The sequence below is a fragment of the Brevundimonas diminuta ATCC 11568 genome (genome assembly GCF_000204035.1).
Taxonomy (GTDB): domain Bacteria; phylum Pseudomonadota; class Alphaproteobacteria; order Caulobacterales; family Caulobacteraceae; genus Brevundimonas; species Brevundimonas diminuta.
This window is the reverse complement of sequence record NZ_GL883086.1, coordinates 1,973,905-1,985,388: the sequence shown is the minus strand read 5'-3', so window position 1 is coordinate 1,985,388 and position 11,484 is coordinate 1,973,905. Positions and strand designations below refer to the sequence as shown.

Below are 11,484 nucleotides of genomic sequence, written 5' to 3'. Positions count from 1 at the left end.
ACGCCGCAGTCGGTCGCTGGGCAGCCAGGGGAACCAGACCGCCAGATAGCGGCGCGGGCGGGCGGAAGGTTCGCTGTTCACGATCCCACTCCATGATCCAGGTTCCGGTCGCCCCGCCGCCGCGCCGCCGCAGCAGGGTCGTGGAAAAAGACGGCCGCCCCGGCGCTCCGCCTTCCAGAGGTTCTGAAGTAGAAGACGCCACAGACCAGCGGGTCTCGGCTGCGCTGGGGCAGGGCAGGGCGCCCGCCCGCGCCAGGAACAGGGTCGCGCCGCCCGTCTCGGCCGCCAGCGCCAGTCGCCGGCTGGCTGTCAGGCTGAAGGCCTTGGCCTCGCCCCAGGCGCTCAACAGCACGGCGCCCACGGCGGGACTGCGTAGGGCTTCTTCGCCGACGGCCAACAGGGTCTGTACGTCGCGCGTCCGCACCAGCAACAGGTCGCGCGGCGACAGGCCCATCTCATGCAGGCCCGGACCGTGCGGCCGCCCAGCCTCCTGGGCCATCATCTCATGCAGGCCCCAGACGATGGGCCGCCCCGCCGCCGCCCGCAGCGCCATGCCCAGCCCAAAGGCGTTGATCGCCACCGCGTCGGCGGGTTCTGCGGCGTAGAGATCATGCAAACCACCTGAAACCAGTGGCGCAAAGGCGTCGTCGCTCCCCGCGCGCACGCCTGTGCCGACGCGACGACCGCCGGCCCGATCCAGGGCCTCCAGGCGAGTCTTCAACGCCGCCAGAGCGTCAGGCCGTGAACAAATGTTCTCCATATGTTCTATATGCGCGCCAACCCCCTGGGGGAGTCAAGCGAAGCGGGAGACAAGGCTCGATACGGTCACTGACAACGACCGATTCTGGCGTTTGGTTGGCCTCAATCCCCACTTCGCCGTCGCGCAAATGCCGGCGTGTCTGATGCTTCCAGCCGAACGCCCGCCCCGACCACCTCGTCTGCAGGCAGAAACACCACGCCTAGATTCTGAAGCACCGTGACCAACAGGTTGGCGTTGGCGCGGTTGATCGGCGCGAAGTCGTTCGTCGCCTCGGCGCGCTTGATGGTGTTCACGGCCAGGCCGGTGCGCTCCGACAGGTCCAGGACCGACAGATTCAGAAGGCCTCGGGCGCCGCGCAGTTGGGCGCCTGTGGGATGGTTGGGGGAGCGCGCACGAGGTGTCTTCATAATAAAATTTGACTCTTTAGACTCATTTTGAATTCATGGACTCATTATCAACGTGGAGTCTTATCTGTCTATGAAGAACCAATTCGAATTGAATTGTCCCATTCACGGAGCGCAGCTGAAGCGCGCCAACTGTCGGCGCTGCAACGCCCTCTATATGAGCGCCTATATGCGCCAGCGGCGGCGTCGCGATCCGGTTGCGGCCCTGCTGGAAAGGGCGCGAGAAAGGGCGGCGCGTCTGAGTCTCCCGTTCAACCTCCGCCGTCACGACGTGGTGGTGCCGCCCGTTTGTCCTGTGCTCGGCGTGCCGCTGGCGGCAGGTTCCGAACGGTCGAACGGATCGCCTTCGCTGGACCGCATCAGGCCCGCCCAAGGTTATGTGCCTGGGAATGTTCGCGTGATCAGCGACCGCGCCAATCGTCTCAAAGGCGCCTGCACGCAGGAGCAAGCCAAAGAACGCGCTCGGTCGGTGCCGCCGTCGCGTCGACCTGATCTGGAAAAGATCGCGGCCTATATCGAACGGGAGGAGCTTCTGGCCGAAGTGCGCCGGAAGGCTGCGCAGGGCGGTCGTGCGGGGGCCGAATGGGAGAAGGTGGCGATCTTCCTGGACAAGGCGTTCGTCGCTGCCGACTGGTTGCGGAAAGATCAGAAGACGTGATGTGTTGCCAGGCGCAGATCATTTCTTAACAAAAACAACTAGATAAATAGTTTTTCTTGTTGCATTCGGAACGCCGTTCGTTGTATATATGTGTGGACGACAAATGATGCCCGCCGGGGTGTCTGTCCCGGTATCCCGCCGGTCGCCTCTAGCGATTGTCGTCTTTGACGATCGAGTTCGCTGTTTTGTCCCATGTAGAGCGTTATCTTCACGACCGCAGGTCTGACGCCATCACGTCTTCGACCCCGCTTCGCCTGTCTGTGGCGGCGCGTCTCGCCTTTCCTGACGGCTCCGTCTCGGTGCGCACGCTGCGGCTGGAAGCCAGCCGGGGGCGCCTGATCATCGAACGGATCGGCAACAAGGATTTCACCACTCTGGCCGCCATCGAAGCGATGAGGGAACTGTGCCGCGTCCCGCCCAACCCCCGCGCCTCTATCTGCGTGAACGAAAGGGCCGAGAGGCCCGCTATGTCATCCTCGACCGTGGACGTGAAATCGGCACGGGCTTTGGCGAGTCGGACCAGCGAGGCGCTGAAGAGGCGTTCGGCCGCTATCTAGCCGACAAGCACCGTCCTGACTTTGGCGATGGGCATCCGTCCAAGGTCGCCGTCGCCGACGCGCTGACCTATTATCTGGAGTCCCTGCGGGACGATCATTCCGGTCCGGAGCCCTATCATGTCGACCGCCTCTTGGAAGGTTTGGGAGACCTGACCTGCGACGCGATCAACATCGACGCCTGCCGGAAGTACGTGAAGGCGAGAACCGGCGGCGCCCATGGGCGCAGACCGGTGGTGGAGGCCACCGCCCGGCGTGAACTCGAGACCTTGGCGGCGGCGCTGAATCTGCTCCATCGCCATGGAAAACTGGATCGGCCGATCCCGATCGCGAAGCCGGATGCGGGGCAGCCCAATGAGCGTTGGCTCACGCGGATGGAAGCGGCGCGGCTTCTGCGCGGGGCATTGGGGTATGAGGCGGTCGGCGTTGACGATCAGGGCGGCGTCGAAGCGTGGCGTCGTGTCGCCGAGCCCAACTATCATGTGGCCCGTTTCATTCTGATCGCCCTCTATACGGCGACGCGCCATTCGGCCGTTCTGGCCTTGCGCTGGACGCGGAGCCCGACGGCGGGTTCGGTCGATCTGGTCACGGAAACCATCCATCGTCGGGGCACGGCGGAACGGGAAACGCGGAAGCGTCGGCCGCCCTGTCCGATCCCGCATCGGCTGATGCCGCACCTGCGGCGATGGCGTCGGCTGACGATCCATGGCCCGTGCGAGTACGAAGGGGAAATCATCCAGCGTCAGCGCAGCGGCTTTGAAAGCGCCAAGGAGCGGGCGGGCCTGGGGGCGGACGTGACGCCGCACACGCTGAAGCACACCTGCATCACCTGGTTGCTTCAGAAGGGGGTTCCCACCTGGGAAGTCGCTGGCTTCACCGGCACCAGCGAGGGACTGATCACCAGGGTCTATGGGCACCACAGCCCGAACTACATGGAGGCGGCGCGCTCAGCGATTGGTCGGCGATGAACTGGGCGGGGAGCGTTTCATGGGCGTTTCCTGGGCAGGACGATCTCCCGAGTGGGGAGTTGTTCCAAAAAGCCTAAGGAAAAGAATGGTGGACGCGACAGGGATTGAACCTGTGACCCCTACGATGTCAACGTAGTGCTCTCCCGCTGAGCTACGCGTCCGCCTGTTCTGCGGCCCGGCCGACTGATGTGTCGGTGGGCGGGAAGGCGGCGTCTATAACCCGCAGTTTGCGGGGCCTGCAAGGGGCTTTGACGCCTTTCTTCGACTTTTCTTTCGCTTAGGCCGCGATCATGCGTTCGACCTCGTTCACCAGGTCGCGCAGGTGGACGGGTTTGGACAGAACCTTGGCCTGGGGCGAGGCCTGGGCGGCGCTGAGGGCGACGGCGGCGAAGCCGGTGATGAACATGATGCGCAGGCCCGGCTGGCGGGCGGCGGCGACGCGGGCGACCTCGATCCCGTCGGCGCCCGGCATGACGATGTCGGTCAGCAGCAGGTCGTAGGGCCCCTGGTCCAGGGCGTCGATGGCGTCGTCGCCGTTCTCGCAGGCCACGACCTCATGATCGGCCCGCTCCAGGGCGCGGGTCAGGAAGCCGCGAAGAGAATTGTCGTCTTCGGCCAGAAGAATGCGCGCCATGATCGTATCGAAACCGTTGGGGAATTGGCGGCCAACCTAGGCCTAGCCGGGTAAACCGGCGATGAAGACGAACGGGGGCGCGGCGGCATTGGACGCGCCTTTCGCTGCGAAGCAGGCTATGGCGAAGGCATGGATGCGCCTCAGCCGCCCTTCTGGATCGTTCCGGCGGACGCCGGGCGGGCGACGCCCCTGGTGTTCGCTTCGCCGCATTCGGGCGACTTCTATCCCGACGACATGGGGGCGACGGCCTCCGTGCGCGCGGTTCGCAGCGCCGAAGACGCGGCGGTGGATCAGTTGATCGACTGCGCGCCGGGGGAGGGGGCGAGCCTGATCGCCGCGCGTATCGGCCGGGCCTATGTCGATCTGAACCGGGCGCCGGACGAGTGGGATCCGGCCCTGATCGTCGATGCGGTCGCGTCGCGCGTCAGCGCCAAGGCCCAGGCCGGCTATGGCGTGCTGGCGCGGTTGGCGGGCGACGGGACGCCGCTTTATGGGCGACGGCTGACGCGGAGCGAGGCGGAGGCGCGGGTGGCGCGGGTGCACGCCCCCTATCATGCGGCCCTGGCGGGGATGATGCAGGCGGCGCGGGCGCGGTCCGGGCGGGCGGTGTTGATCGATTGGCATTCCATGCCCGCACGGGCGACGAACGGGGCGGTGGACGTGGTGCTGGGCGACCGGCACGGGACCAGTTGCGAGGCGCTGCTGACGCGACGTCTGCGGCGCTTGTTCGAGGCGCAAGGGCTGACGGTGGGGCTGAACCGGCCCTATGCGGGCGGCTATGCGACCCAGATCTGGGGGCGGCCGGACGAGGGCTTTCAGGCGGCTCAGGTGGAGCTGAGCCGGGGACTGTACTGGGATGAGGCGGCCTGGGCGCCGTCGCCGGGGTGGAAGCGCTGCCGCTCAGCCCTGCGGCGGGTGATCGCCGAGCTTTGCGCCGACCAGCGCGCCTGAGCGGCGGGCGAGACGAAAAAAAGAGCCGCGCCAAACGGCGCGGCTTTGGAAAGTCTATAGGGAGGAAACGCCCAGGAAGGGCAAGACGCTCGAAAGCGTCGAAAGCCAAGTTAGTTTGCAGCGCACAAAAACACAAGTCCCGATTCAATCATATACAATCACGGGGTGTTACGAAGTTCGACGCTCAATCCCATGATCCTGAAATGCGGGCGCGCTTCGTTGATTTCGCAGTTGCGAGATGATCAACCCCGCTCTAGCAGGCGGCGAGCCTGTCGAATGGCGCCGGCGGCGGGGGAGGCCAGCTGGCGCCAAGCCAGAAGGGCGAACACAGACACCGCTCCCAACATCAGCCATAGCGGCCCGAACAGCCAGGCGGCGGCGGCCAGGGCGAAATAATAGCCGCGAACGCCCTGGTTGAAGTTGGTCAGGGCGGGGTTGAGCACCCGCGCCACGGCGCGGCCATAGGCGACGCGGTCGGCTTCCTCGTGGATTTCCGGCGCGGCGCCGATCAGGGCGACGGTGTAGTTCAACTGACGCAGCGACCAGATGAAGTCGAGGAAGCCGCGCGCCAGGCACAGCAGCACCAGGGCCAGCTTGGCCTCCATCAGGCGCGGCGTGACGGGCTCGGCGCCGACGGCGGCGAAACCGCGTATGGCCGCTTCGCCCCCGAACAGCACCCCGGCCACGGCGGCGATCAACAGCAGATTGGTCGAGGCGAAGAAGGAGCCGGAGTTGATCGAATGGCCCATCAGCTGGCTGTCGATCAGCCGCATCTCGCGGTGGGTCATGGCGCGCATCCAGGCGTCGCGCACCGCCAGCATGTCCATGTTGAGCGAACCGCTGCGCCGCGCCACTAGGCGGATCAGCGGGCCGTAGCCCAGCCAGGCGACGACAAAGACGAACAGGGCGATCCAATCAAACAGACTCATGCCTGATTGACGCCACGTCGGCCGCCGCAAGGCAAGCGTGATCGCCGCGACGCTTGCCGTAAAGCCGCGCAAAGCTTATCACGCGCGTCAATTCTCCCCGTTCGCACCTGCAACAAGAGCGTATCATGAATATCGACGCCATCCCGGTCGGCCCCAACGCGCCGTGGGACATCAACGTCATCATCGAGATCCCGCAGGGCGGCCTGCCGGTGAAGTACGAAATGGACAAGGAATCGGGCGCCCTGTTCGTCGACCGCTTCCTGCACACCGCCATGTACTATCCGGGCAACTACGGCTTCGTGCCGCACACCCTGTCGGACGACGGCGATCCCTGCGACGTGATCGTGCTGAACCCGACGCCGGTGGTGCCCGGCTGCGTCATCCGTTCGCGTCCGATCGGCGTGCTGAAGATGGTCGATGAAGCCGGCGGCGACGAAAAGATCCTGGCCGTGCCGGTCGACAAGCTGAACCCCTATTACACCGAGGTCTCCAGCTACCGTCAGCTGCCCGCCATCCTGATCGAGCAGATCGAGCACTTCTTCACCCGCTACAAGGATCTGGAGAAGGGCAAGTCGGTCACGGTCAAGGGCTGGGGCGACGCTGGCGAGGCCGCCGAGCTGATCGCCGCCGGCATGGCCGCCCACCAGGCCAAGCTGGCCGCCAAGGGCGACGTCGCCGCCTGAGGCAAGGCGAAATCTGAATAACAAAGGCCCCGCTGGCGAACCGGCGGGGCTTTTTTAATCGCGAGTTTCTTCACAGATGTTCAGCCCTGAGTTGGGGCTAACTCGACATCCACGGCCACATTCAAATGTGCCGGTTTCCGATCTTCCAAGTGCATCAAGCTTGTCATTAGCAGAGGCTCTGCAAGCTTCGAATGACCTGAAGCTACCGATCTCTACGGATGTCGTGAGATCGTTTTGGTTCGGATAGATCCACCCCTTCCAATCATTTTTACTTCCGCACCCAGCCACTGCCAAACATGAGAGCAAGGTGGCTAGTGGTTTAAACGAGCGCTTGAGTTTCAAGTTCTAGCCCGGAACGCCGCGATCGCCTCGACGGTCTGGCGCACCTTGGCCTCGATGCCGGCCCAGTCCTTCGCCTGAATGGCGGCCTCGGTGATCAGCTTGGACCCCATTCCGGTCGCCACGATGCCGGCGCCGAACCATTTGGCGATGGAGGCTTCGTCCGGGTCGACCCCGCCGGTCGGCATGATCTTGCTCCAGGGCATGGGGCCCAGCACCGCCTTGACGAAGTCCGGTCCGCCGACGGATGCGCCGGGGAACAGCTTGACGATCTCGCAGCCCAGCTCCTGCGCCTCGGAGATGTCGCGCACCGAGCCGCAGCCGGGCGAATAGGCCACCTGGCGACGGTTGCAGACGCGGGCGACCTCTGGGACCAGGCAGGGGCTGATGACGAAGCGCGCGCCCGACGCCAGGTAGAGGGCCGCCGTCGGCGCATCCAGGATCGAGCCGACGCCCATGATGATGTCGGGGTCGGTGCGCGCAAACTCTTTCGACAGGGCGGTGAAGGTCTCCCAGGCGAAGTCGCCGCGATTGGTGAACTCGATCGCCTTGGCGCCGCCGCGCGCGCAGGCCCGGATCACCTCGACGCAGACCTCGAAATCGGGGTGATAGAAGACCGGCACCACGCCCTGGGTTTCAAGGGCGGTGAGCACGCTGAGGCGGTCGTGGCGCATGGGGTCTCCTTCGCAAGTCTGACGGCCGCAGATCGACGGTCGCCGCCCTTGGCGTCAAGGGCGGCGGGGATCAATCCTGGTAAGCGCCGCTATTCGGCGGTCGCCAGCTCCACCAGCCGCTTCACCATGGCGCTGTCCGCATCGGCCAGAGGGTCCAAAACGGTGAAGTGGTCGGCCCCCTCGACGATCTCGACATGGGTGTCGGCGCCCTTGCCGCCCCAGGCGGCGGCCATCTCGCGGCTTTGGCGGACGAATTCATTGCTTTCGTTGCCGCCCACCCAGCAGTCCAGGGCGGTGCCGCCGGGCGTCGCGCCGTTCGGCGCGGGCCAGTGGATCGGCGACAGGGCGCGCGCGACCGGCGTATCCAGCTTCAGCGCCTCGTTCAGCGAGGTGTGGACCAACGGCTCCAGGTCGAACACGCCCGAGATCGCCAGCGCCGCCCGCGCCCGACCCTCGGACAGCATGCCCGCCGCCATATGGCCGCCGACCGAATGGCCGAACACCAGCGGCCGTTTGCCGGTGCGGGCGCGGACGAACTCCGTCGCCTCGCGCATCTGGCCGATGATCTTGCCGACCGTGACGGCGGGCGCCAGGTCATAGCCGGGGACGACGACGCTGATCCCATGCTCCAGCAGGGCGGGCGCCACCCAGGCGAACCAGCCGCGGTCCAGCGCCTGCCAGTAGCCGCCGTGCATGAAGACGGCGACGGGCGCGCCCGCGCCCGCGTCGAACCATTCCATCTTCTGCCGTTCGGACGGGCCGTACTCGATCGTCTCGGGCCGCCGGGCGTCGATCACCCGCAGCGAGTCCTTGCGCCAGCGATCCAGAATGGCGGGGTGGCCCGGCACGCGGGCGCGGTTGTTATAGGCCGCCTCATAGGCTGCGGCCCGTTCCATCTGCGTCGCCTCGGGCGACAAAGCCTTACCCATGTCGTCTCCATCCGCTAGAGACCTCCGCTTGAACGGGAGGCTTGAAGGCCATGATGACCGCCATTTTCGTCTTCATCAAATGCGAGTTGGGCTACGCCAACGATGTTGCGGCCGATCTGGTCGATAATGTCGAGAATGTGAGCGAGGTCTATTCGACGTCGGGCCAGCATGACCTGCTGGCCAAGTTCCAGCTGCCCAAGGACGCCGACATCGGCACCTTCGTGACCAAGCAGGTGCAGACGCGCCCGCACATCCGCGACACCTTCACCGTCATCACCTTCTCGCCCTTCCTGCCCTCGAAGAAGTAGGGTTCCGTTTTCAAAAAGGACCGGCTAGCGTCCTTCCCAAGCAAGAACGCGAGGGAGGGCGGCCATGGCCGATCTGGAGACGTTCCGCGCGCAGACGCGCGCCTGGCTGGAGGCGAACTGCCCGCCGGAGTGTCACGGCGCGCCGCCGCTTGAGGCGGATATGGTCTGGGGCGGGCGCAACGCCGTCTATCCGACCCCTGCGCACAAGGTCTGGCTGGAGCGCATGGCCGAACGCGGCTGGACCGCGCCGGAATGGCCGCGCGAATACGGCGGCGGCGGGCTAAGCCGCGAAGAAGCCAAGGTGCTGGCCGCCGAGCTGCGCCGCATCAAGGCCCATCCGGCGCTCTACAGTTTCGGCGTCTGGATGCTGGGGCCGGCCCTGCTGGCCTTCGGTACGGAAGAACAGAAGCAGCGCTTCCTGCCGCCCATCGTGCGCGGCGAAATCCGCTGGTGTCAGGGCTATTCCGAACCGGGCGCCGGGTCCGACCTCGCCTCCGTCCAGACCCGCGCCGTGGATCAGGGCGACCACTGGATCGTCAACGGCCAGAAAATCTGGACCTCCTACGCCGACAAGGCCGACTGGATCTTCTGCCTGGTCCGCACCGACCCTGAGGCGCCCAAGCATCTGGGCATCAGCTTCGTGCTGTTCGACATGGCGACGCCGGGCGTGACGACACGGCCCATCACACTGATCAGCGGCAAGTCGCCCTTCTGCGAGACCTTCTTCGACGACGTGCGTGTGGAGAAGCAGAACCTGATCGGCACGCTGAACCGGGGCTGGGACGTGGCCAAGGCCCTACTGGCGCATGAACGAACCATGATCGGCGCCATGGGCGATACCGGGGTCGGCCGACCGCTGGGTCAGGTCGCGGCTGATCATCTGGGGCTGGACGAGGCCGGGCGGCTGGATGAGCCAAGCTTGCGCGCCCGCATCGCCGATTACGACATCGACGCCGCCGCCTTCCGTCTGGCGATGGAGCGGGCGGGCGATCAGATGAAGGCGAAGCAGGCGCATCCGGCCATCGCATCCATGCTGAAATACTACGGCTCGGAGCTGAACAAGCGCCGCCACGAACTGGCCATGGCGTCGGGCGGATCGGACGCGCTGGAATGGGAAGGCGACCGCTCGAACGACGGCCAGGCCGCCCGCGACTGGCTGCGCACCAAGGCCAACTCCATCGAGGGCGGCACCAGCGAAGTCCAGCTGAACATCATCGCCAAACACCTGCTGCAACTGCCGGGGGCGTGATGGTTAGCCATGTGGTGCCACGCCCGAAGCTGCTGGCTGCGGCTGTGGTCGGGATTGTACTGAGCGGCTTGCTCAGTTTCGTCATGCTGACGCCTGCGGGCTGGGGAATGTCCTGGCAGGACATAGCGCCGAGTTGGGGAGCGAAAGCGTTCTTCTTTGCGCCGCTTATCGCTCTGATCGTTGCGGGGATGCTGAAGTTCTCGCGACGACCGTCTCCCCTTCAGGAAATCGTCCTGCTGGCGGCGCCGTTCTATCAGACGATCTTTTTCGCCTTCTCCTATTTCACCGTGAAGCCGGGAACCTGAGTCCATGCCCCTGATCCTGACCGAAGAGCAGACCCTGCTTCAGGACGCCGCCGACGGCTTCCTGAACGAGCACGCTCCTATCGCTCACCTGCGGAAACTGCGCGACAGCCGCGACCCTGACGGTGTCTCGCGCGACCTGTGGCGGGCGTTCGGCGAGATGGGCTTTTCCGGCGTCGTCATTCCTGAGGAAGACGGCGGCTCGGGCCTCGGCGCCGTCGAGGCGGGCGTCATCGCTGAAAGTCTGGGCCGCACCCTGACGCCGTCGCCCTTCATGGGCTCGTCCGTGCTGGCGGCGACGGTTCTGAAGGCGGCGGGGTCAGAGACGCAGAAGCAATGGCTGGGCCGGATCGCGGCGGGGGAGGCCATCCTCAGCCTCGCCGTCGACGAAGGACCCAAACACGCCCCGGCGAAGATCGCTGCGCGCGCCGAACGCTCGGGCAACGGCTTCAAGCTGAACGGCGCCAAGGGCTTCGTGCTGGACGGCCACATCGCCGACGCCCTGATCGTTGCGGCGCAGACGGATGAAGGCCTGACCCTGTTCCTGATCGATCCGGCGGCGCCGGGCGTGACGGTCGAGCGCACTGTCATGGTCGACGCCCACAACGCCGCCCGCGTGACCTTGAGCGAGGTTCAGGTCGACGCCGACGCCGTCATCGGCGCTGTGGGCGAGGGGCAGGGGCCGCTGGACGCCGCCCTGACGCTGGGCCGCGCCTGCGCCGCCTCGTCGCTGGTCGGGGCGGGAGATCAGGCGTTCAGGACGACGCTGGACTATCTCAAGACCCGCAAGCAGTTCGGCAAGCTGATCGGCGAGTTCCAGGCCCTGCAACACCGCGCCGCCCACCTGTTCACTGAGCTGGAACTGGCCAAGGCGGCCACCCTGGCCGCGCTTCAGGCCATCGACGCGGGCCGCCCCGACGCCGAACAGGCCGCGGGGATCGCCAAGGCCAAGGCCGGCCGCGTCGCCGAACTGGCGGTGCAGGAGGCGGTCCAGATGCACGGCGGCGTCGGCATGACCGACGAGTTCGACGTCGGCCTGTTCATGAAGCGTGTCCGCGTCCTGAACGAACTGCTCGGCGACGCCCACTTCCACGCGGAACGCCTGGCCCGCGCGCAGGGCTTCTAACCCCTTCTCCCCTTGA

The 11,484-nt window shown here is 66.0% G+C and carries 14 protein-coding genes and 1 tRNA gene; 8 read left to right on the top strand and 7 right to left on the bottom strand.

All coding sequences use genetic code 11. From position 1 onward, the window contains the following. The coding region (locus BDIM_RS18130) for an ImuA family protein (RefSeq protein WP_211205990.1) at nt 1-721 on the bottom strand (721 nt) is incomplete at its 3' end. A 140-nt stretch (nt 722-861) separates the two neighbouring features. Further along, entirely contained in the window at nt 862-1,167 is a 306-nt protein-coding gene (locus BDIM_RS13510; protein ID WP_003166169.1) for a hypothetical protein, read from the bottom strand. 70 nt (nt 1,168-1,237) lie between these two features. On the opposite strand from BDIM_RS13510, the gene BDIM_RS13505 reads away from it, so the two are divergent. After that, on the top strand, nt 1,238-1,822 hold the full coding sequence (locus BDIM_RS13505) for a hypothetical protein (RefSeq protein WP_003166168.1): 585 nt from the start codon (nt 1,238-1,240) through the stop codon (nt 1,820-1,822). 403 nt (nt 1,823-2,225) lie between these two features. Next, nucleotides 2,226-3,344, top strand: coding sequence for a site-specific integrase (locus tag BDIM_RS13495; protein ID WP_003166167.1), 1,119 nt, complete (start codon nt 2,226-2,228; stop codon nt 3,342-3,344). 86 nt (nt 3,345-3,430) lie between these two features. Here the strand turns inward: BDIM_RS13495 and BDIM_RS13490 are convergent. Together BDIM_RS13490 and cpdR are read right to left on the bottom strand one after the other, a co-directional pair. Then, nucleotides 3,431-3,505 (bottom strand) — tRNA-Val (locus BDIM_RS13490). 116 nt (nt 3,506-3,621) lie between these two features. Then, the gene (cpdR, locus tag BDIM_RS13485) at nt 3,622-3,978 is read right to left on the bottom strand and encodes a cell cycle two-component system response regulator CpdR (RefSeq protein ID WP_003166166.1); all 357 of its coding nucleotides are present in this window, start codon (nt 3,976-3,978) and stop codon (nt 3,622-3,624) included. Nucleotides 3,979-4,107: 129 nt separating this feature from the next. Here cpdR and BDIM_RS13480 point away from each other — a divergent pair, with 129 nt between their 5' ends. After that, nucleotides 4,108-4,929, top strand: a complete 822-nt coding sequence (locus tag BDIM_RS13480) for an N-formylglutamate amidohydrolase (protein ID WP_003166165.1) — start codon at nt 4,108-4,110, stop codon at nt 4,927-4,929. Nucleotides 4,930-5,171: 242 nt separating this feature from the next. On the opposite strand, the gene BDIM_RS13475 is transcribed toward BDIM_RS13480, so the two are convergent. Continuing rightward, nucleotides 5,172-5,858: a DUF599 domain-containing protein gene (locus tag BDIM_RS13475; protein WP_003166164.1), complete on the bottom strand. Its 687-nt coding sequence runs from the start codon at nt 5,856-5,858 to the stop codon at nt 5,172-5,174. A 125-nt stretch (nt 5,859-5,983) separates the two neighbouring features. Here BDIM_RS13475 and ppa point away from each other — a divergent pair, with 125 nt between their 5' ends. Beyond that, nucleotides 5,984-6,541: an inorganic diphosphatase gene (ppa, locus tag BDIM_RS13470; protein WP_003166163.1), complete on the top strand. Its 558-nt coding sequence runs from the start codon at nt 5,984-5,986 to the stop codon at nt 6,539-6,541. A 338-nt stretch (nt 6,542-6,879) separates the two neighbouring features. Here ppa and BDIM_RS13465 read toward each other — a convergent pair whose 3' ends face one another. After that, nucleotides 6,880-7,554 carry a bifunctional 4-hydroxy-2-oxoglutarate aldolase/2-dehydro-3-deoxy-phosphogluconate aldolase gene (locus BDIM_RS13465; RefSeq protein ID WP_003166161.1) on the bottom strand — a complete coding sequence of 225 codons (675 nt, stop codon included), beginning with the start codon at nt 7,552-7,554 and terminating at the stop codon, nt 6,880-6,882. 89 nt (nt 7,555-7,643) lie between these two features. Beyond that, entirely contained in the window at nt 7,644-8,483 is an 840-nt protein-coding gene (locus tag BDIM_RS13460; protein ID WP_050796730.1) for an alpha/beta hydrolase, read from the bottom strand. 50 nt (nt 8,484-8,533) lie between these two features. Here BDIM_RS13460 and BDIM_RS13455 point away from each other — a divergent pair, with 50 nt between their 5' ends. The 4 genes from BDIM_RS13455 to BDIM_RS13440 all read left to right on the top strand — a co-directional run bounded on the left by BDIM_RS13455 (nt 8,534) and on the right by BDIM_RS13440 (nt 11,468). After that, the gene (locus BDIM_RS13455; RefSeq protein ID WP_040347054.1) at nt 8,534-8,791 is read left to right on the top strand and encodes an Lrp/AsnC ligand binding domain-containing protein; all 258 of its coding nucleotides are present in this window, start codon (nt 8,534-8,536) and stop codon (nt 8,789-8,791) included. 64 nt (nt 8,792-8,855) lie between these two features. Next, nucleotides 8,856-10,040, top strand: coding sequence for an acyl-CoA dehydrogenase family protein (locus BDIM_RS13450; RefSeq protein WP_003166159.1), 1,185 nt, complete (start codon nt 8,856-8,858; stop codon nt 10,038-10,040). Next, nucleotides 10,040-10,345, top strand: coding sequence for a hypothetical protein (locus tag BDIM_RS13445; protein ID WP_003166158.1), 306 nt, complete (start codon nt 10,040-10,042; stop codon nt 10,343-10,345). Before BDIM_RS13450 ends, BDIM_RS13445 begins: the two co-directional genes overlap by 1 nt. 4 nt (nt 10,346-10,349) lie before the next feature. Next, nucleotides 10,350-11,468 (top strand): acyl-CoA dehydrogenase family protein, encoded by a 1,119-nt coding sequence (locus BDIM_RS13440; protein ID WP_003166157.1) that lies wholly within the window; start codon nt 10,350-10,352, stop codon nt 11,466-11,468. The last annotated feature ends 16 nt before the right edge of the window (nt 11,469-11,484 follow it).